The organism is Christiangramia marina (assembly GCF_048285865.1).
In the GTDB taxonomy this organism is placed as follows: domain Bacteria; phylum Bacteroidota; class Bacteroidia; order Flavobacteriales; family Flavobacteriaceae; genus Christiangramia; species Christiangramia marina.
Window position 1 is genome coordinate 374,846 of the sequence record NZ_JBLVTK010000003.1, and the last position, 19,816, is coordinate 394,661.

20 protein-coding genes and 1 riboswitch are annotated in these 19,816 nt (G+C 38.2%); of the genes, 12 read left to right on the forward strand and 8 right to left on the reverse strand.

Annotated elements, in window-relative coordinates:
* Nucleotides 1-412: hypothetical protein (locus ACNKXS_RS12555; RefSeq protein ID WP_417921140.1), on the reverse strand; the 412-nt coding region annotated here is incomplete at its 3' end.
* Nucleotides 399-908 carry an RNA polymerase sigma factor gene (locus ACNKXS_RS12560; RefSeq protein ID WP_417921141.1) on the reverse strand — a complete coding sequence of 170 codons (510 nt, stop codon included), beginning with the start codon at nucleotides 906-908 and terminating at the stop codon, nucleotides 399-401. The genes ACNKXS_RS12555 and ACNKXS_RS12560, both read right to left, overlap by 14 nt.
* A gap of 135 nt (nucleotides 909-1,043) precedes the next feature.
* Between ACNKXS_RS12560 and ACNKXS_RS12565 the strand changes: the two genes are divergently transcribed.
* A complete protein-coding gene (locus ACNKXS_RS12565; protein ID WP_417921142.1) occupies nucleotides 1,044-2,546 on the forward strand; it encodes a S41 family peptidase in 1,503 nt (500 codons plus the stop codon).
* Nucleotides 2,547-2,615: 69 nt separating this feature from the next.
* Here the strand turns inward: ACNKXS_RS12565 and ACNKXS_RS12570 are convergent, their stop codons facing one another.
* Both ACNKXS_RS12570 and ACNKXS_RS12575 read right to left on the reverse strand, forming a co-directional pair.
* Nucleotides 2,616-3,692, reverse strand: a complete 1,077-nt coding sequence (locus ACNKXS_RS12570; protein WP_417921143.1) for a YncE family protein — start codon at nucleotides 3,690-3,692, stop codon at nucleotides 2,616-2,618.
* A 2-nt stretch (nucleotides 3,693-3,694) separates the two neighbouring features.
* Entirely contained in the window at nucleotides 3,695-5,524 is a 1,830-nt protein-coding gene (locus tag ACNKXS_RS12575; protein ID WP_417921144.1) for a TonB-dependent receptor, read from the reverse strand.
* 32 nt (nucleotides 5,525-5,556) lie between these two features.
* Nucleotides 5,557-5,768: riboswitch (cobalamin riboswitch) on the reverse strand.
* Nucleotides 5,769-5,837: 69 nt separating this feature from the next.
* On the opposite strand from ACNKXS_RS12575, the gene ACNKXS_RS12580 reads away from it, so the two are divergent.
* The 9 genes from ACNKXS_RS12580 to ACNKXS_RS12620 are packed head-to-tail and all read left to right on the forward strand — an operon-like array spanning nucleotide 5,838 to nucleotide 13,775.
* Nucleotides 5,838-6,971 (forward strand): ABC transporter substrate-binding protein, encoded by a 1,134-nt coding sequence (locus tag ACNKXS_RS12580; protein ID WP_417921145.1) that lies wholly within the window; start codon nucleotides 5,838-5,840, stop codon nucleotides 6,969-6,971.
* A complete protein-coding gene (locus ACNKXS_RS12585; RefSeq protein ID WP_417921146.1) occupies nucleotides 6,971-8,002 on the forward strand; it encodes an iron chelate uptake ABC transporter family permease subunit in 1,032 nt (343 codons plus the stop codon). Before ACNKXS_RS12580 ends, ACNKXS_RS12585 begins: the two co-directional genes overlap by 1 nt.
* Nucleotides 8,002-8,796, forward strand: coding sequence for an ABC transporter ATP-binding protein (locus tag ACNKXS_RS12590; protein WP_417921147.1), 795 nt, complete (start codon nucleotides 8,002-8,004; stop codon nucleotides 8,794-8,796). Before ACNKXS_RS12585 ends, ACNKXS_RS12590 begins: the two co-directional genes overlap by 1 nt.
* Nucleotides 8,797-8,854: 58 nt before the next feature.
* Nucleotides 8,855-10,252, forward strand: a complete 1,398-nt coding sequence (locus tag ACNKXS_RS12595) for a DNA recombination protein RmuC (protein WP_417921148.1) — start codon at nucleotides 8,855-8,857, stop codon at nucleotides 10,250-10,252.
* Nucleotides 10,253-10,265: 13 nt separating this feature from the next.
* Entirely contained in the window at nucleotides 10,266-11,399 is a 1,134-nt protein-coding gene (locus tag ACNKXS_RS12600) for a serine hydrolase domain-containing protein (protein WP_417921149.1), read from the forward strand.
* Nucleotide 11,400: 1 nt separating this feature from the next.
* Nucleotides 11,401-11,766 (forward strand): 6-phosphogluconate dehydrogenase, encoded by a 366-nt coding sequence (locus ACNKXS_RS12605; RefSeq protein ID WP_298247748.1) that lies wholly within the window; start codon nucleotides 11,401-11,403, stop codon nucleotides 11,764-11,766.
* A gap of 1 nt (nucleotide 11,767) precedes the next feature.
* A complete protein-coding gene (locus ACNKXS_RS12610; protein ID WP_298247747.1) occupies nucleotides 11,768-12,319 on the forward strand; it encodes an acyl-CoA thioesterase in 552 nt (183 codons plus the stop codon).
* Nucleotides 12,316-13,272 carry a bile acid:sodium symporter family protein gene (locus ACNKXS_RS12615; protein WP_417921150.1) on the forward strand — a complete coding sequence of 319 codons (957 nt, stop codon included), beginning with the start codon at nucleotides 12,316-12,318 and terminating at the stop codon, nucleotides 13,270-13,272. The genes ACNKXS_RS12610 and ACNKXS_RS12615 overlap by 4 nt, the downstream gene beginning before the upstream one ends.
* A 23-nt stretch (nucleotides 13,273-13,295) precedes the next feature.
* Nucleotides 13,296-13,775, forward strand: a complete 480-nt coding sequence (locus tag ACNKXS_RS12620) for a hypothetical protein (RefSeq protein ID WP_417921151.1) — start codon at nucleotides 13,296-13,298, stop codon at nucleotides 13,773-13,775.
* On the opposite strand, the gene ACNKXS_RS12625 is transcribed toward ACNKXS_RS12620, so the two are convergent.
* The 3 genes from ACNKXS_RS12625 to rpmH all read right to left on the reverse strand — a co-directional run bounded on the left by ACNKXS_RS12625 (nucleotide 13,776) and on the right by rpmH (nucleotide 17,369).
* Nucleotides 13,776-14,174, reverse strand: coding sequence for a DUF423 domain-containing protein (locus tag ACNKXS_RS12625; RefSeq protein ID WP_417921152.1), 399 nt, complete (start codon nucleotides 14,172-14,174; stop codon nucleotides 13,776-13,778).
* A gap of 68 nt (nucleotides 14,175-14,242) precedes the next feature.
* On the reverse strand, nucleotides 14,243-17,095 hold the full coding sequence (gene carB / locus ACNKXS_RS12630) for a carbamoyl-phosphate synthase large subunit (protein ID WP_417921153.1): 2,853 nt from the start codon (nucleotides 17,093-17,095) through the stop codon (nucleotides 14,243-14,245).
* A gap of 115 nt (nucleotides 17,096-17,210) precedes the next feature.
* Nucleotides 17,211-17,369: a 50S ribosomal protein L34 gene (rpmH, locus tag ACNKXS_RS12635; RefSeq protein ID WP_011708966.1), complete on the reverse strand. Its 159-nt coding sequence runs from the start codon at nucleotides 17,367-17,369 to the stop codon at nucleotides 17,211-17,213.
* A 146-nt stretch (nucleotides 17,370-17,515) separates the two neighbouring features.
* On the opposite strand from rpmH, the gene ACNKXS_RS12640 reads away from it, so the two are divergent.
* Together ACNKXS_RS12640 and ACNKXS_RS12645 are read left to right on the forward strand one after the other, a co-directional pair.
* A complete protein-coding gene (locus ACNKXS_RS12640) occupies nucleotides 17,516-18,031 on the forward strand; it encodes a DUF2892 domain-containing protein (RefSeq protein ID WP_298526316.1) in 516 nt (171 codons plus the stop codon).
* Between the two features lie 117 nt (nucleotides 18,032-18,148).
* Nucleotides 18,149-18,856, forward strand: coding sequence for a TlpA family protein disulfide reductase (locus tag ACNKXS_RS12645; RefSeq protein WP_417921154.1), 708 nt, complete (start codon nucleotides 18,149-18,151; stop codon nucleotides 18,854-18,856).
* Here the strand turns inward: ACNKXS_RS12645 and ACNKXS_RS12650 are convergent.
* Entirely contained in the window at nucleotides 18,853-19,815 is a 963-nt protein-coding gene (locus tag ACNKXS_RS12650) for a lytic transglycosylase domain-containing protein (protein ID WP_417921155.1), read from the reverse strand. The genes ACNKXS_RS12645 and ACNKXS_RS12650 overlap by 4 nt on opposite strands.
* Nucleotide 19,816 lies beyond the last annotated feature (1 nt).

Below are 19,816 nucleotides of genomic sequence, written 5' to 3' on the forward strand. Positions count from 1 at the left end.
CCTGCAAATAAACAAGGTCTGCGGCGCCTTCATTCATCATTGCTGAAACCATTTTCAAGGTTTGTTTCGTCCTTTCAAGAGCTTGCTCCTGTTCGGTGATAGAACTCATTTCAGAATTTGTTAAAGATGCCTGTGGCTGGTTGAAGTAAAAAAAAACCAAGGCAACGATGATCACTGCAGCTATTGAAGTCCATGCAAACCTGTAGTTTCTCTTATCTAGTTCTAAGGGTTCACTCTCCTTATATGTAGTCCTACTTTCTTGTGATTGAAATTTGAAAAGCAATGCATACGTTTCCAAATGTTCAGGAATTTCTTCCTCAATAAAATATTCTCTTAATTCCTTTTCTTCAGAAAGAGTGGTCTCACCTTCCTCGTAGCGACTGAGTAACTTTTCTATTCTATTTAATTCCATAGTTATGTTTTTTAATCAGCTTTTCTCTTATTGCTTTCCTTGCTCTGGAAAGCGCAACGCGTATAGCTGTATGATTCATGTTTGTAATTTCAGCGATCTCATCATAGTCATATTGTTCCACATCTCTTAGCTGAAAGATCAATTTTTGCTGTTCAGGCAAACTGTCAATAATCCTGCCCAACCACTGCATTTCATCATTTACTTCTATCTCTCTCTGTAAAGGAATTTGTTTGCTTTCGTAATTTTGATGTACAATTCTCAGATTACTATTCTGCTTTAGTTTTAATTGATCCAGGCAATAATTCTTAGTGACCGTCATCGCAAAAGCTTCTACATTGGCATAATGCTTGATCTTATCCTTTCGGCTCCATAGTTTTAATATCACTTCCTGAGTAGCATCTTCAGCCGCATCTCTTGATGTGAGGAGTCTCAACGCCAATCGATATATTTTATCCTTTACAGGATTGATATGATTAAGAAAGATGCGCTCTTGCATTGATAGATGGTTAGTTTGTACTGCCTTGATATACTTACGACGAATAGACAACAGATTTGTTACAATAAATTTTTTATTTGTCGATATGTAAGTATTTTTAGAAAAAAATTAGAAAAATTAAACCCTAATTATATTATGAAAATAAGTAAATACTTAATGCTTTTTGCTGTTGCGGGAAGTTTACTTACCGGATGCTCTAGTGATGATGGAACCGGAGTAACTGAAAAACCCGTAGAGCCACCCGTAACTGGTGAAACTCCGGAAGAAAATCTTGAATTGGAGATCAAGGATTTTGTTTGGAAAGGAATGAACGAGATTTATGTTTATAAAAGTCAGGTTCCTGAACTTGGAAATAGCTTTTTTAACACGCAAAGCGAACTTAACGAGTATTTAATGACCTTCGATTCTCCTGAAAGTCTTTTCAATGATGGTTTGACGATAGACCAGGACCGTTTTAGTTTTATTACCGATGATTATATAGCCCTAGAGAATAGCTTTGCTGGTGTTTCTGAAACGACGGGCGTTGATTTCCGACTTTATAGATTTTCTGGAAGTGATGATCTTTTTGGTGTAGTTCGTTATATCATTCCTGGATCTAACGCCGAAAATGCTGATATAGAAAGAGGAGACCTGTTTACCACATTAAATGGACAAACGCTTAACATTTCTAATTATCGCGGATTACTAGAGGAAACTACACTTACCTTTGGACTTGCTACTATTGAAGATAATACTGTATCTTCAACTGGGGAAGAAGTAACTATCGATACTCAGGTATTAACAGAAAACCCGATCCTTGTTACCAATGTACTTGATGTAAATGCAACCAAGGTTGGATATATGCTTTACAATAGCTTTGTAGCCGACTTTGACGATGAAATGAACGCTGCATTTGCAGATTTCCAGGCTGCGGGAATTACCGAATTGATTCTTGACCTGCGCTATAATGGTGGTGGCCGTGTTAGTTCAGCTACCAGGCTAGCTAGTATGATCACAGGACAGTTTACCGGTGAGATATTCGCTAAACAACAGTGGAATGCCGATTACCAGAATTACTTCCTTAGCAATGATCCAGACAGGTTGTTCAACAGATTTACTACAACTCTTGAGGGAGGTGAGGCGATCAACAGTCTAAATCTTACAAGATTATACGCAATCGTTTCCAGTTCTACAGCTTCGGCCAGTGAACTGGTAGTAAATGGGCTTGCTCCTTACATAGATGTGGTTACAATAGGAGACCAAACTGTAGGGAAATCACAGGCATCTGTAACCCTATATGACTCAAGTAATTTTGGAAGAACTGGAGCTAATCCAGATCATACGTATGCGATTCAGCCATTGGTTTATGAGTCTGTTAACTCAAATGATGTAGGTGTACCATTCGACGGTATTACACCAGATACTGAAATAGTTGAGAGTATCTCAGATCTCGGGGTTCTAGGCCAACCTTCAGATCCATTACTGAATGCTGCTTTAAATGTGATCGCTGGAAACAGAGGTATGATTTCCACTCAGAAAGAATACTGGTATAACGAGTTCAGCGAGTCTGGAGTTCAAAAGGCAACATATCAGAAAATGTATATTGACGAATTACCTGAACTTCCAGGTCAGAATAAAAGATTAGAATTTTCTAAGTAATTTTAATTTATAAGTATAAAAAACCCAGCTCAATGAGCTGGGTTTTTTATTATAATATAGATTTCAGCATTAATTAAAATAGACTCCGTTGGGGTTTATTCCAGCTTCATAAGAATTTAAAAGACTTCCATTAGAAGCATCATAGACAAAAATCTGTCCGTTACCGGTAAAACTTGCATTCGCTGAAGCAGCATACAGCATCCCATTTCTGGCATTAAAACCATATAAAGACTCCACATCTTCCAATCTGAACTTTGGTCCGGAAGGAAGGTCTCCACCACTTTGGTACTCGTAAACTGCCTTACCTACTGTAAAGTAAAACCTGTCATCACTTTGTACCAGGTTTCCTGGATGAATGCTCGATGTAGGAAATTCTGCAGAATTCAATACTGTATTCACATTCATATCGACTACGCTAATACTTCCCGCAGTCTCAACATCTGCATATGATGGTTTCCCTGCAGATAATACGATTAAGTTTGAACCATCAAGGATTATTGAAGTTGGCACGTCTCCTACTTCAATTTCAGTAGAAACCTCCTTCGTAGAGGTATTGATTACTGAAATGATGTTATTGAAATTATATCCACCTTTGTGTGCAGTATAGATCGAACCATGATTTGCTAGTATCTTCTCCGGTCCTTCAGCAACAGCAATAGAAGATTCAAAAGAATAGTCAGATAAATTAAAAACAGCAACATAATCATCATCAGGATTGGTAGCATCTCCCCAGTTGCTTACGTATAGAGAATTTCCTGATATCGTCGCAAATCTCGGATTTTGTAAATTTTCTGAAATCTGGCCAACAGTTTCAAATGTATTTCGATTTACGATCTCAATTGTATTGGATACATTTAAAATTACAAATGCCAGCTCTTCAGAAAGGTAAATACTCTGCGCAGTATCGCCTAGTGAGGTTCCGTTTACTGAATTAAATATTTGGGACTGAACTTCCCCGGTTTCTTCATCAATAAAGGATACAGAAGAATTTCCCGAACCAAAGTTCCCTTCATTCAATACAAAAATGCCTTCTTCAAATGCTTCTTTATCCTCACCTGGTGGAATTGCACAGCAATCCTCATCGTCGCTACAGGAGTTCAGTAAAAAAATTAGTGCCAACAGGCTGAAATAGTGTTTAAAATTCATGGTTAAAATTTAATAGTTAGAAAAGTTTTAAATGATCTTCCGGGCATATATCTGCCTGGAAGACTTTGATAGTCTTTATTAAACAGGTTATTGACTTCGGCACCTATTCGAATTGCAGGTTTTGTGTTCAAATGCCGCGTAATTCCAAGATCGGCGATGGCATAGGAATCGAGCTCATAAATATTATCGGTTGAAGTGAAAATCTTCCCATTATATAATCCCCGAGTGAATAGATTCCAATTTGAGAAGGTGTACGAAGCTTGCGCAGTTGCTTTATGATAAGGAGTATAGATCAATTGATTTCCATTTGATCTATCAATAGATCTAGTATAGGCGTAGTTTCCTGTAAGCTTTAGGTTTGAGGCTTTAAAATTATTCTGCCATGTTGCAAAAAGTTCCAGACCGTAATTGTAGGCAGATTTTGTATTATTAGGCTGCCAGACTCCAGTTTCATTAGGTATCCAGCGTATAAGATTTTCAAGATCTATATAGAATACGGTCGCATTGATTTCCAGCTTTTTATTTCTGAAATCCACTCCAATTTCAGATTGCAATGAGTTTTCTGGTTGTAGATCCTCGTTTCCACCTTGTAACCAGAATAGGTCATTAAAGGTTGGGATTTGATAATTTTTTGAAAAGTTGAATCTTAGCAGGTAATTATCTGTTAGTTGATATTTGGATCCTACAGAGAATAGTATCGGTGATTCAAAATCTGAAGTTTCTTCAATTCGGAGACTTATATCATATTGAAAATCTCTCAAGGATTGATTATAAAGTAGCGCAACTCCTGAAGTTTCTCGTTTCTGGTCTTCAATCCCCGAACCTTCAGCATCAATATTTGTATAGTCTGCAATCAAATTCAGAAAAGCATCTTCAAATACTTCGTACTTCAGATCATACTTTATAATTCCGGTTTTAGCTGAACCAAAGGAATGGTCAAATGAATTTCTATTTTCATAGTATTTGAACTCCTCACTTAGCAACGCAAACTTCAGGCTACTTGTGAATTTTCCCAAGAAAGCCTTGTACTCCAGTAAATTTCGATAATTTCTATCTTCATATTTACTATTTGCATCTATAAATACAGTACCAGAAAAACCGCGATTTCCCTGGTAAAGATTAGAGTAAAATTTTACCAAGTGGTCTTCCGTAAGCCAGTGACCTATGGCTGCATTCAAAGCTATATTGTCAAAGTCTCCATTTTCATTTTTAAAATCATTTACTGGATAATCATAATCATTCGCTGAACGTATACCGGATAAAGAGATATTCAGAGCTGTTTTGTCGCTAGAAACCTGAGCGTTTGCGCTAGCCTGATAGGTATCAAAACTACCTGCTCCGGCATATACAAAAATCGAACTTCCATTGTTGAATCTCAAAGAATTATTTAGATGAATGGTTCCTCCAATTGCGCCACTTCCGTATAAAACACTGCCACCGCCAGGCCTTAGATTAATATCATCAAACGCTTTGGAATTGATAGTATTAAAGTCGGTTTGCCCGGTAAACTGAGAGTTTATATTAATCCCATTCCATACCACCGCAGTTTGAGAAGCACCAGTACCTCTCACAGATGCTGAAGAAACCATCCCAAAACCATTTTCTCTAAAGAAAAAAGGAGAATTGAATTTAAGCACGTTTGTTAAAGCTGGATCGCTGTATTGTACAATAGAATCGGCGATTGAATGCAAATGCTGACCTGAAGAGTTACTCTTAAGTTTGCTATCGCTGAGCTCTACCTCCTGTAACCATCGAATAGAATCAGTTTGAGCACGAGCTGAAAAACAGCAAATGCCAATAAGGATTATAAAAATGTAGTTAGTTCTGTTCATAATCTGCCGACCTTTATCCCGAAAGTCACTCGATACTAGTCGAAATTCGGGCAGGTCTCCTGGCTTACGTACTACAATTTACCTTCCCGCCTGTTGGCAGTGGTTTGAAGAATAATTGCAGCCACCCAATTGGGCTAAGCTTACAGTTGCGGGAACAGCTCAGGTTAATGATAAAATCTCTCCTGATTCCCTTTTAATTAACGCAGAAATAAATCGACGTCAAACCAAAATTTCGAGGCGAAAATAAACAATTAAGTTTGGTAAGTCTTTCAAAAATTTAAATAATCTTACTTTTGATGACCAAATTACATTCGTGAAGCAGTTAACATTCATTTTCCTATTCATAGCATTCATTTCCTGCAAGGACCATTCATCCCGGCAGGAACCTGAAAACCAGCAAGGTGAAACTATCACCATGAAATATGCGCAGGGCTTTAGCATTAAATCCTATGAAACTTATAAAATTCTGGAAGTTGCATCGCCATGGCCCGGAGCTAAAGCGCCTTTTAGATATTTGCTGCATTCTGCTAATTCCACATTTCCAGATAGTATTGATTTTGATGAAAAACTGGAGATTCCCGTAAAAAAAATTGTGGTAACCTCTACGACCCATATTCCTGCGCTCGAAGCCATGGGCCTGGAAAATAAATTAAGTGGATTTCCCGGAACTCGTTATATATCTTCAGAAAAAACAAGAAAACTGATCGATTCAGGCGAAGTGCAGGAACTTGGTCAAAATGAGAACATCAATACAGAAATTCTTATCGATCTATCGCCAGATGTGGTTGTTGGATTTGCGATCGATGCCTCTAATAAAAGTCTTGAAACAATAAAAAAAACCGGAATTCCTGTACTTTACAACGGAGACTGGACTGAAAAAACACCTTTAGGTAAAGCTGAATGGATCAAGTTTTTTGGTGTGTTGTTTGACAAAAATGAGGAGGCTGAAAAAATATTCGATGATATTGAAACCTCCTACCTTAAAGCAAAAGAATTAGCTTCTCTATCTAAAACTAAACCAGTAGTGATAGCCGGTTCCATGTATAACGACAAGTGGTATGTTCCCTATGGTAATAGCTGGCAGGCGCAATTTATTAAAGATGCTAATGCGAGTTATTTATATGCTGATACTGAAGGAGAAGGCAGTCTGGCGCTTTCATTCGAAAGTGTACTTGACAAAGCTGGTAATGCCGATACCTGGATAAGTTCCGGCCAGTTTGAGAGCTATGGTCAACTTACTGAGAACTCGGTTCACTACGATAAATTCAAAGCAGTTAAGTATAAAGAGGTTTATACCGTGAGCTTATCAAAAGGCGCTACTGGCGGAGTTCTTTTTTATGAACTTGGTCCACAACGCCCAGATCTAATCTTAAAAGACCTAATCACAATCTTTCATCCTAATCTTCTTCAGGATCATGAGAATGTATTTTTTAAACCTCTCAACTAATGTGGAGCAGGAAAAAGTATACTTTAACCATAGTCTTCCTGGGAGTTGCCCTTCTATGCTGCCTGCTACTCAATATTAGCCTGGGATCAGTAAGCATACCTTTTTCTGAAGTCATTGCCTCTCTTACTGGTTTTGCAGTAGAAAAAGAAACCTGGAGATATATAATTCTGGAATTCAGATTACCGAAGGCAATCACAGCGATCATTACAGGATCTGGCCTGGCAGTTAGTGGTTTGCTTATGCAAACGTTATTCAGAAATCCGCTCGCCGGACCCTATGTTCTGGGTTTAAGCAGTGGTGCAAGCCTGGGAGTTGCCATTGTATTTATGGGATCTGCACTATTTGGTGCTGGTTTTGCCGTAATATTATTATCAAAATGGAGTATCGTCATAGCATCGAGTTTAGGTAGTTTACTGGTGCTACTGGCTGTTATCGTTGCGTCATTAAGACTTAGAGACACTATGGCGATATTGATCATTGGCCTTATGTTTGCCAGTTTCACTGCTGCTATTGTTAGTGTGCTGGCTTATTTTAGCCCGGCTGCAGATTTACAGCAATATATATTCTGGTCTTACGGAAGCCTGGGAAACCTGAGTTGGGAAGAAGTAAGTATCCTGACTATTTTCTGGAGCGTAGGCATCCTGATCACTCTTGCTTCTATAAAAAATCTCAATTCCTTGCTTCTTGGTGAACAGTACGCAAAAAGTATGGGAACCAATATTAAAAGAAATAGATTTCTGGTGATTTTGGCAACCAGCCTGCTCGCTGGCAGTATTACCGCATTCGCTGGTCCAATTGCATTCATAGGGCTGGCGGTACCGCATTTAATTAGACAGATCATCCCTTCTGCAAACCATATTATTTTGTTCCCGGCGATAATTTTTGGTGGAGCTATCTTAATGTTATTATGTGATATAGTCTCTCAAATGCCCGGCAGTGAATTTAGTTTACCAATAAATGCTATTACATCGCTTATTGGAGCCCCCGTAGTTATCTGGCTTCTTATAAGAAAACGTAGATTTAATTTTTAATGGAGAACAAAAGCTCAAATAGCATTTTAAAAACTAGCGGACTCTCCATAGGTTATTCTGAAAGATCTACATCGAAGATTATTGCTGAAAATATTGATTTTGAGATCGATGAAAACGAACTTACTGCAGTTATAGGAGTAAATGGCGCTGGTAAATCCACTTTACTTAAAACATTAAGTAGGTCACTTGAACCTCTTAAGGGTGAAGTCATTGTAAACAACAAAAACATAAGCAATATCAGTTCAGAAGAGCTTTCAAAACAGCTTAGCCTTGTACTTACTGAACAACATGTTTCAAGGAATTTAAGCGCCCGGGAATTGATCGCTCTGGGTCGGCAACCATACACGAACTGGATCGGGAAACTGGATCGGGAAGATAAAGAAGCCGTGCAAAATGCAATAGAACTTGTTAATATAAAAGAACTCGCAAATGCAAAGTGCTATGAAATTAGCGACGGACAGTTTCAGAAGGTCTTAATAGCCAGAGCAATTGCACAGGACACTTCTTTGATCATCCTGGATGAACCTACCACTCATCTTGACATTTACCATAAAGCGTTCATGCTGAAATTACTGAAACAACTTACAGAAAAGACCGGTAAGGCGATCATCTTTGCCACTCACGAGATCAACCTGGCTATACAACTTTGTGATAAGTTAATCATTCTAAAGGAAGGCAGCTCATTTACTGGTACACCGAATGAATTGATGGCTTCTGGTGTATTCGATTCGTTATTTCCTTCTGAACTTATTACCTTCGACAGGCAATCGGCTAGCTTCAGAATAAGCAGCTAAAACCGATAAAATACGCTGAAGAATTTCCGAAATAATTATATTTAGCAAACTACGATTTATGCCTGAACCGGTTTTCCTGATAATACTCTGTCTATTCATTTTCGCATTAGGTTTCGCGCTTGCATACTTTGTGAAAGGCACAAAATCTAAAGAGGTTTTAAAAAATGCTGAGTATCAAATCGATCAACTTAAACTTCAGATAGATAGTGATAAAAAGCTTTATAACAGTCAGTTAGAGGATTACAAAAATAATATAGCACAGCTCAAAAATGAAAGTATAGAGATGCTTCATAAAAAAGAAGAGCAGTTGGAAACTCTTAGAAATGAACGTGGAAAAATTCAGATTCTACTAACACAGAAAGAAGCCGAGAATGAGCACCTGGTAGAGAAAAGTAAGACCCTGAAGCTGGAAATTGAGAAACTGCACGAAAAATTCAATGAGCAGTTTGAAAATCTCGCTAATCGCATCTTCGAGCAAAAATCTGAAAAGTTCACTGATCTGAATCAAAAGAATATTTCTGCAATTTTGAATCCACTTGATAAAAAATTAAAGGAATTTGAAGATAAAATTAATGATAGCAACCTGGCTTCAGTAAAAAGACATGCAGAACTGGGAGAAAACTTACGGTTTCTGAATGAGCAAAATATTAAAATTAGCGAAGAAGCAAACAATCTGACAAAGGCTTTAAAAGGGAACACCAAAATGCAGGGAAACTGGGGCGAAATGATCCTGGAGCGGGTTCTGGAAAAAAGCGGACTTACCAAAGGCAACGAATATGATGTGCAGCAAAGTTTCACCACACAGGAAGGAAAACGTGTAATCCCGGATGTAGTGATCAATCTGCCGGGTGATAAAAAGATGATCGTGGATTCTAAAGTTTCACTTAATGCCTATGAAAGATATATAAATGCTGAAGATCTCACTGAGCAATCTACTCATTTAAAAGATCATTTGCTGGCCCTGAAACAGCATGTACAGGAATTAAGTAAAAAGAATTACCAGATGCTTCACCAGGAAGCAAGTCCGGATTTTGTACTACTATTCATACCTATTGAAGCTGCCTTTGCAGTTGCCAGCAACGAAAACCCTAATCTTTATAACGAAGCCTTTGAGCAGAACATTATTCTGGTTACTCCTACTACACTACTCGCGGTACTAAGAACGATCGAAAGTATCTGGCAGAATGAAAAGCAAAAGCAAAATGCGATAGAGATCGCGAACCAGGCCGGTGCTTTGTATGATTCATTTACAAATCTCACTATAGAACTGGAAAAAGTAGGCAGACAGATTGGTACAGTTCAGAATTCGTATGACGGAGCCATGAAAAAACTAACTGGAAAAGGAAATCTTATTAGAAAAGTGGAGCGATTGAAAAAACTTGGAGCTAAAGCCTCAAAACAGATCGATCCTAAGCTAATTCGAGACTCAAATTCAGAAACTTTGAACAAGAATTAAATATCTTGCAGCCATGAAATTCTGGATCAGTTCAATTTTATACATCTTTTTATGCACCACCCAGGCGCAGGAGATCTATTTCCCTTCAGATACACTTTGGGAATCAAGGTCACCTGAAACTTTCGATCTCAACCTGGATGCAGCAATCGACTTTGCTAAGAAAAATGAATATTCCGGAGCCCGAGACCTTGAACAAGCCATTTTAAAAGGTTTTGAACGGGAACCTTTTCACAAGATTATGGGACCAGTAAAGCGCCGTGGTGGTCCGGCAGGAATGATACTAAAAAACGGCTATAAAATTGCTGAATGGGGCGATGTTCAAAGAGTGGACATGACCTTTAGCGTTACCAAAAGCTTTCTTTCTACTACCGCGTTGATTGCTATACAGAAAAATATCATTCACAACCTCAATGATACCGTATCAGGATATGTTTGGGATGGCACATTTGACGGGCCACACAATTCTAAAATTACATGGAAACACTTACTTCAGCAAAATTCTGACTGGAGTGGTGAGTTGTGGGATAGCCATGACTGGGCAGACAGACCCTCGGCAAATGGAAATATCGATAGCTGGAGATCCCGTAAGTTAAATGAACCGGGTACATTTTTTAAATATAATGATGTGCGAGTAAATGTACTCGCTTACAGCCTACTGCAAGTCTTCAGAAAGCCTTTGCCTGCCGTTTTGAAGGAAAATATTATGGACCCAATTGGGGCATCACATTCCTGGCGCTGGTTTGGTTATGACAATTCTTGGACAACCATCGATGGCTATAAAATGCAATCTGTAAGCGGCGGTGGTCATTCTGGTGGCGGCATGTTTATCAATACTGAAGATATGGCCAGGTTCGGATTATTATTCCTGAGTAATGGCGTGTGGAACGATCAAAAACTTCTTGAAAAAGATCTTATTAAAGAGGCTTTAATACCTTCTACTTCCAACACTAATTATGGTTATATGTGGTGGCTGAATGCCAAAGGAGACCGACATATGGATGGTTTAGATCATGATCTTTTTTACGCAGCGGGATTTGGAGGTAATTTTATCATCATTGACCAAAAACAAAAATTAGTTATAGTTACCCGATGGCTTGAACCTTCCAAACTTGAAGATTTCCTCAACCTGATCTATAAAAATCAATAATATGAAAAAAACTTTAATATATATACTAGGTGGTATATTCATACTCTGGCTGCTTTATTATGCATTTGTATATTTTGTGCCTTATAGTGAAGGAACCAGAAGCGGTGAGCTCATCAAATTCAGCCGCAAAGGAGTGATCACAAAAACCTGGGAAGGTGAAATAAGCCAGGGAATAAGCGGTGCTCAGATATTTAGTTTTTCTGTTCTCGATAAAAATGACGAAGTGATCAAAGATCTTCAGGAATATGAAGGGAATTACGTAAAGCTCACCTACATAGAACGCTATTCCACCTTCTTTTTCTGGGGAGACAGCAAATATTTTATTACTGAAGTAGAGCAATCTCAAAGTCCACATTTTAGAAGATAATATGCAGCAAAATTATAAAAGCGTTGAAGTAAGCCAGGTCGTTATCTCCGAATTGATGCTGCCCTCTCACTCCAATTTTAACGGCAAGATTCATGGTGGCTATATATTATCACTTCTTGATCAAATAGCCTTCGCATGTGCCTCGAAACATTCAAGAGCCTATTGCGTTACTGCAAGCGTGGATACCGTTGATTTTCTGAAGCCTATTGAGATCGGTGAACTGGTGACGATGAAAGCTTCTGTAAATTATGTGGGTAGAAGCTCTATGGTAATAGGAATTCGCGTGGAATCTGAAAATATTCAAACGGGTGATATTAAACATTGCAACAGTTCGTATTTCACAATGGTTGCAAAGGATAAAGAAGGGAATTCCATTGAAGTTCCAGGTTTAGTCCTGAAATCTGATGATGAAATTCGGCGTTTCGCTAAAAGTATAAAACGTAAGGAAATGAAGGATTTCAGAGTAAATGAATTTCATGAAACCGATTTTGCTTCTGAAAAATATTTGCATATTCTGGAAGATCATAAGGCTAAAATTGAGATGCATTCGTGAAATCCAACTGGTTTATCATAGCGATATTTGTTGCGATCGTAATAGCATACTTTCTTCCGCAGGGCCCGGAAATTCTACCTTTAAAAACTATTACCGACATAGGAATTGGACTCATATTCTTTTTCTACGGACTCAAATTATCGCCGGCAGAGTTTAAACAGGGTTTGATGAACTATAAGATTCATATCATTATTCATTTAACCACTTTTATTGTTTTCCCACTTCTATGTATCGCTTGTCTACCTCTATTTGAAGAGGGACTGCAATCTGAATCCTGGATTGCGCTGTTCTTTCTGGGAACCTTACCTTCTACCGTCTCATCATCTATAGTAATGGTCGCGCTGGCGAAAGGAAATCTGCCTGCGGCTATATTTAATGCTAGTTTATCCGGACTTATTGGAATATTTGCAACGCCACTATGGTTGGGACTGGTACTGGAAAGCTCAACAGATTTTGACTTTTTTAGCGTATTGCAAAAATTGATGTTGCAAATCGTAGCACCTTTGCTAATTGGATTATTTCTTCAAAAGTTTCTGGGAAACTGGGCCAGAAAACACGGTAAAAAGCTTAGTAATTTTGACAAGGCTACGATTATATTGATCATTTATACAAGTTTCAGCAATTCATTTTCTTCAAACATCTTTGCTGATATTAGCAGGAGTGAGATCTTAAAAATGGCAGGAATCGTTATTGTTCTCTTCTTCCTGGTGTATTACGGCACATTGTTCGCAAGTAAGGCGTTAAAATTGAACACAAGCGATACCATTACTGCTCAATTCTGCGGAACGAAAAAATCCTTAGTTCATGGTTCTGTAATGGTTCGGGTGATCTTCGGAAGTACAGCAAATTCTGGATTGATACTACTTCCCATAATGCTATATCATTCCACACAACTTATTTTGATCGCATGGTTTGCTGAAAAATATAGAAGCAGAAAATCAGATATTCAATAATTGTCCTATTTTTATGCTGAATTATGAAAAGCACTACCTACATTTTCTTTTCTCTAGGCATTTTTTTATTTGCCTGTAAATCTGAAGTACCCGAAAAAGTTGATGAGGTTTCAGTAGAAAAACAGGAAATAGCGGCTCCGAAGACCGAAAGTATTCAAAAGATCGAATGCTACACTTACCTTGAAAGTAAGGATACGATCTATATGGCTTTAAGGATCAAAGATGATTCTATTGTAGAAGGCGATCTGTCTTATTCACTGTTCGAGAAAGACCAGAACAAAGGTAGTATTAGAGGAAGAATTTCCAATGATTCTCTTTTTGCCAGCTACCAATATACTTCAGAAGGGAAGGAATCAGAAAGAGAAGTATTCTTTTTGAAAAGCCCTGATGGCTTCGTTGAAGGCTTTACAGAAACTGAAGAATCTAATGGAAAAACCAGCTTCAGAAACAAAGATTTTAAGCTGAATGATCGCTACACCTTACAGCGTACAGATTGCCGATAATCAGATATTTAGATAAACAGCTATTTCAGCAATATTTATAGTGAAAAAGATCCATCCCAGGATTAGAAACAACCCACCCAGAGGAGTAACCGGACCGAGTATTTTTAGCTTTTTATCGATCGAACTACTGTAAGTGAGACCGTAAATACTGAAGGAAAATAGCAAGATCCCGATCATAAAAAACCAGGCGGTGAGCTGCTGTCCAGTTTGAGTAAAAGGAAATACTATTCCTGTAATGATCAATATGTTCGCATGATACATTTGATATTTCACACCGGTTTCAAAACTCTTTAATTGATCATCATTAAAGGTTTTTTTAAGGGCATGAGCTCCGAAGGCTCCTAAGATTACAGCGAGCGCCCCCATTATTCCACCAAAGATTAAAACGAATTCTTTCATTTTCAACTATTAAAAAAGGTCATTCTGAACATAGCATTCAGAATGACCTTTAGCTTATAAAATTTTAATTACTTACTTAAGTACATTTTTCTTCTGGAATATAGATCGTAGAACTCATCGTCCTTCAAACTATCAATGAACAGGATGCTTTCCCCGGTACTCTTCATTTCAGGTCCTAGCTGCTTATTCACATTGTAGAATTTATTGAATGAAAAGACAGGCTGCTTAATGGCGTAACCTTCCAGCTGAGGATTAAAGTTGAAATCCTTCACCTTCTTTTCACCAAGCATCACTTTGGTTGCGTAATTTACATAAGGCTCTTTATAAGCCTTTGCAATGAACGGCACTGTTCTCGATGCTCTTGGATTCGCTTCGATAATAAATACCTTATCATCCTTGATCGCAAATTGAATATTGATCAATCCAACAGTATTGAGCGCCAGAGCGATCTTGCGAGTGTGATCCTTGATTTGCTGCATTACCAGGTTTCCTAAGTTGAAAGGCGGCAACAAGGCATGAGAATCACCAGAATGTATTCCACAAGGCTCGATATGCTCCATGATCCCGATAATGTAGACATCTTCACCATCACAGATAGCATCTGCTTCAGCCTCTATTGCACCATCAAGATAATGATCCAGAAGTAATTTATTATTAGGAATTTTTCTAAGAAGATCTACCACATGAGCTTCCAGTTCATCCTTATTGATCACGATCTTCATCCCCTGACCTCCAAGTACATATGATGGTCTTACAAGGATAGGGAAATCCAGTTCTTCAGCAAGTTTAAGGGCTTCGTCTGCATTTTCTGCAGTTCCAAAGTCTGGATAAGGAATATCGTTCTTTTGTAATAAAGTTGAGAAACTACCTCTGTCTTCAGCCAAATCCAAGGCCTCATAACTGGTTCCCATAATCTTGATTCCGTAGCGATCAAGTTTTTCTGCAAGTTTAAGAGCCGTTTGACCTCCAAGTTGTACTATAACCCCTTCAGGTTTCTCATGCTGAATAATGTCATAAATATGCTCCCAGAACACAGGTTCAAAATACAATTTATCTGCAGTGTCGAAATCTGTAGATACTGTCTCAGGATTACAGTTGATCATGATCGTTTCGTAACCACATTCTGCAGCAGCAAGAACACCATGAACACAGCTATAATCAAACTCTATCCCCTGTCCTATTCTATTAGGACCGGAACCGAGCACTATGATCTTTTTCTTGTCTGAAACCTTGCTTTCGTTATCTGTATAATGCGTTCCGTCTTTGGAACGAATTCCTTCCTCGAAGGTGGAATAATAATATGGAGTTAAAGCTTCAAATTCCGCAGCACAGGTATCCACAAGTTTGTAAACCCGGTTAATCTGTAATTCTTCTCTCTTCTTATAAACTTCGCTTTCCAGACAGTCAAGCATATGTGCAATTTGTCTATCAGCAAAACCTTTCTGTTTGGCTTCCAGCAGAAGATCTTTCGGAAGATTTTCTTTATTATATTTAGTGATCTCCACTTCAAGAGCGTGAAGATCCTCATATTGTTTCAGAAACCACATATCGATCTTCGTGATCTCGTGAATCCTACTAAGAGGTATTCCCATTTGTATGGCATCGTAGATCACAAAGACACGATCCCAGCTTGGGTTGGTTAATTTATCTATGATCTGGTCATAATCCTTATAACCCTTTCCATCTGCACCCAATCCATTTCGTTTGATCTCAAGCGATTGTGTAGCTTTATGAAGAGCTTCCTGGAACGAACGCCCAATTCCCATCACTTCCCCTACAGATTTCATCTGAAGACCTAATGTACGATCTGATCCTTCGAACTTATCAAAGTTCCAGCGCGGGATCTTTACGATCACATAATCAAGTGAAGGTTCGAATAATGCTGAAGTTGATTTGGTGATCTGATTTTCAAGTTCATCCAGATTATAACCTAAAGCCAGTTTTGTAGCGACCTTTGCAATAGGATATCCCGTTGCTTTAGAGGCTAAAGCTGAAGATCTCGATACACGAGGATTGATCTCGATTGCAACGATATCTTCTTTTTCATCGGGACTAACCGCAAATTGCACATTACAACCTCCGGCAAAATCACCAATACTGCGCATCATTTTAATTGCAAGATCACGCATTTTTTGATACGTCTTATCACTAAGCGTCATCGCAGGAGCAACTGTGATCGAGTCACCGGTATGGATTCCCATTGGATCCATATTTTCAATAGCACAAATAATTACTACGTTATCGTTTCTATCGCGTAGTAGTTCCAGTTCATATTCTTTCCAGCCTAACAATGCTTTATCGATCAACACCTCATGAATTGGAGAAGCTTCAAGACCTCTGGAAAGCATCTCGTCAAAATCTTCAGCACGGTGCACAAAACTGGCTCCACCCCCACCAAGAGTAAATGACGCTCTAATAACTAATGGAAATCCAAATTCCTGGGCAACTTCCTTTCCTTGTAAATAAGAAGTCACCGTTTTGGCCGGAGCGACTGGCACTCCAAGTCTTCCCATTAGCTGTTTAAACTGCTCACGATCTTCACAAATATTGATCGCATCGATATCAACACCAATAAGTTTTACATTAAAATCATTCCAAATCCCTTTTTCATCTGCTTCTATACATAAATTCAGTGCAGTCTGGCCACCCATAGTTGGTAGAACAGCATCAATCTCGGGATGATCTTTCAGAATTTCAATAATGGATTTTGTGGTAAGTGGCTTAAGATATACATGATCGGCCATGGAAGGGTCGGTCATGATCGTTGCAGGATTGGAATTGATAAGTATGGTTTTAATCCCATCCTCTCGCAGAGATCTAAGAGATTGAGTACCTGAGTAATCGAACTCACAGGCCTGGCCAATAATAATTGGACCAGAACCAATGATTAAAACGCACTTGATGTTGTTGTTTTTAGGCATGATTAAGATTTGATCGTGTTGTTAGTTGTGTTCTATAAAATTAAGAAGCGTTGGGGTATAAAAAAAGGCGTTACTCAAAAAGTAACACCTTTAATATTTCAATTAATGATAATCATTAATGCTTATGTCTGTTTTCAGAAGATACAGATAGTTTCTTTCTTCCTTTTGCTCTTCTTCTAGCAAGGACTTTTCTACCGTTGGCACTTGCCATACGCTCCCTAAAGCCGTGCTTGTTTTTTCTTTTTCTTTTGGATGGTTGAAACGTTCTTTTCATTGTGAATATCTTTTATCTTCTAAAATTCGTTTATCTGTCTTAAAAACTGCGTGCAAATATACAAAGCTTTTTATGTACTGCAAATACTAAACATAAAAAATTTTAATTGTTTTTACTACCTTTGCCGCCGGAAAACAAACTTATCTATGTTCAATAAGAATATCAAACTATTTATCGCAGGATTACTTATCGCCGTTGCTGTCTGGCAATTTATTGAAGGTGAAATTGGAAATGGAATTGCTCTCATTCTACTTTCCGGGATTTTTATCTTCCTTTATTTTAAGAATGAAATGATACTTCTGGCTTTTCTTAGACTTAGAAAACAAGATTTTCCCGGCGCAAAAAAATGGCTTGATAAGATTAAAGATCCCGAAAAGGCACTAGTACCAAAGCAACAGGGATATTACTGGTACCTGCATGGTCTAATGGTTTCTCAAACCAATATGACTCAGGCTGAAAAGTTCTTTAAGCGTGCGATCAAACTTGGACTTTCAATGGATCATGACCTTGCCATGGCAAAATTAAACCTTGCTGGAATCGCCATGACCAAAAGAAGAAAGAGAGAAGCGACTACACTACTTAGTGAAGCTAAAAAACTCGACAAACATGGAATGCTAAACGACCAGATTCGAATGATGAAAGAGCAAATGAAAAAGATCTAATTAAGAGTTTTTTTTAAGATTTTTTCTTTCAACAAGTAAATTGGTATTTAAACGAGTATTTTTCTGAATCGTCTTTATTCATAATACTTTTAAAGGGTAAGCCCCGAAAAATAGATTATGAAGAGACTGTTACTTTTGTTAACGCTTCTTTTTATTACGCCCCACTTATTCGCCCAGCAAGATCTGGACGACAAATATTATTTTACTGAAGCGCTTTTTGAGCATTTATCTGACTATAATAAAAAGGCAGATGCTGCATTTAGAGCTAATAAATATGAAGAAGCCCAGGAGCTCTTCGAAGAATTCACTTCGGAACAACTTGCAGGTTCTTACATGAATAATTTTAAATTCAAAAACCTTCGAAATCGTGAAGTTGAGCTTTACGATTTTAATAAACCAACTTTCCTTATTACTTATGCCAGCTGGTGTATTCCTGCTAAGGGAGAAATTCCTGCAATTAACAAATTAGCGAAAGAATACTCTGATAAGGTGGATTTTGTGGTGTTGTTCTGGGATAAGCGAAAAACTGTAAAGAAACTTTCAGATCAATTTGATTCAGAAATTTCAGTAGTTTATGTGGATGAATCAGAAAATAACGGTGGTTACGTCGTGAAACAACTGAAGCATTCCTTGGGACTTCCAACTTGCTTCTTACTTTCCGAAGATAAAAGGATCACCTCCATTCGAAGAAGCGTATTCTCAGGACCGGCAACCGATCTCGAAACGGCTTATCAAAAAAACTATATCGCACTGGAAACCTCGATTTCAAAAAACCTGGTTCCCGAGTACGATGAAGTTTATGCAGATAATGTTAGTGTAGACTAATCTAGTTTGGGATACTGACCTTTTTCAGGGATCTCAATATAATAAGTCCTTCTTGACGAATTATTGAGATGATCATCCCTTAACCAGGGGTTATGAATCTTTAAAGTTTTATAGTTGATTCCGAATTCTCTCGCAAAATTTGGGAAATTCTCTACAGCAGTGTCTACTTTAACCTTATTAAGCTGAATTGGCGCGTAAAGATCTTCTTCTTCGTAATCGAATCCATACTTCTCCGGATTGTTCATGATCTCTTTCAAGGCAAGAATTCTAAACACATATCTACCGGTCTCTTCTCCTAGCAATAATTCATAGTATTCATCAACCTTCTGTCTATCCAATTGCTTATCCACACCATACTGACCTGCATTATATGAAGCCGCGGCCAATGTCCACGAGCCAAAACGTGCCTTTGCTTTCTTCAGGTAATCTGCAGCTACACGGGTGGACTTCTCAATATTATACCGTTCATCAACATTCGAATTGATCTCCAATCCATACTCCTTTCCTGTTCCTTCAAGGATTTGCCAGAAACCAACTGCCTTTGCAGGTGATACAGCCTGAGTCAAACCACTTTCTATTACCGCAAGATACTTGAAGTCCTCAGGGATACCTTCTTCTTCTAAAACCGGCTCGATGATCGGGAAGAACTTATTAGCTCGTTTTATAAGCAGCAAAGCATTCGATTGCCAATAAGTATTCACCAAAAGTTCTCTATCCATTCTTTCATAAACATCAGGATCTTCCAATGGAACGGGCTCTCCTGCAAAATCCAGGTTTGCTGGTACAGGCAACGCCTTGATTCGGTAGTTAGTTGCAACACTACGATTCCTGATCGTATCAGCTAATATACTACCGGATTCACTTGAATTTAATTCCCCATCCTGTACATATGCATTAATACTTATTCCCAGGACTGTTAGAATCCCTACAAAGATCAATGCGCTTTTCAATAAATTCATA